The organism is Paraburkholderia sp. 31.1, from assembly GCF_014397645.1.
GTDB classification, from domain to species: domain Bacteria; phylum Pseudomonadota; class Gammaproteobacteria; order Burkholderiales; family Burkholderiaceae; genus Paraburkholderia; species Paraburkholderia tuberum.
Genome location: NZ_VZQN01000180.1, coordinates 1 through 834, shown reverse-complemented (window position 1 = coordinate 834; position 834 = coordinate 1). Strand labels below are relative to the sequence as shown.

General features: G+C 57.7%; 2 protein-coding genes. Both read right to left on the bottom strand.

Going from position 1 to position 834, the window contains the following annotated elements; genetic code table 11:
- Positions 1 to 105: 105 nt before the first annotated feature.
- Positions 106 to 495, bottom strand: a complete 390-nt coding sequence (locus F6X37_RS37460) for a hypothetical protein (RefSeq protein ID WP_262420173.1) — start codon at positions 493 to 495, stop codon at positions 106 to 108.
- 133 nt (positions 496 to 628) lie between these two features.
- Positions 629 to 834: hypothetical protein (locus tag F6X37_RS36535; RefSeq protein ID WP_222945048.1), on the bottom strand; the 206-nt coding region annotated here is incomplete at its 5' end.

Below are 834 nucleotides of genomic sequence, written 5' to 3'. Positions count from 1 at the left end.
ACGCTGTTGCCGTAGTGATCGTTCTCCGCAAGGAGCACATCGAGCAGGGTTCGTTTGCCCAGGTGGTACCACTGTTCGAAGAAGGCCTTGCGCACCTGATCGGTTTCAGCGGAGAGGCGTTTGTACTACTCCGCGCGGGCGAGCCCTGATCCGCAGTGCGCGGCTCGTGATGACGCCCGCCGGGCACGGCTGCATTTGCCGAATGACAGGAACAGAGATCCCCCGGCCTGCATGGCAGGCGCGTAAATGCAAAGGCCGCTTGCTGTCCACCCCGATGGCGGCGTGAGCCACGTCCCCTGCGTAGCCGCCCCCGATCAGGGAGGCGTTCCACCCCCGCGCCAGCGTGGAGAATATTGAATGCCGCTGCGATTCCAGATGGTTCAGATAGGCGACGAAACCCGATAAATAGTGCTCGACGTCGTCAATGCGGACCCGGAAGGCATGGTGGCGGATGAAGAAGCTGCCAATGATCCTGCCCGGATTGGCAAAGTACATGGCGAGTTCCGGCCAGAAATGTCATTTAACAGGCGCTGTGCTCGCGCACGCAGTGCATGGAAGAATTTAGCCCTGAATCAACCGCAACTAATCCGTTGCAGCCTAGAGATCTGACTGCACCTGACAGTGCCCTTCATTTTGAATGATTCGTGTCTATCGGCGTTGTTCCGGTAGCCGCGAGCGCTCGCTGCCACTGTTTGATGAACTCACGCTTGCTCGATCGGGACGCAAACACGAACTCATTGAGCTTCCCGTTAAAAAATACCTGATCCCTGTCGCGCAACTCTGCATAGGCGAGCAGCACATTGATTGCAGGAATCTCTGTTTGTCTGGTCATCG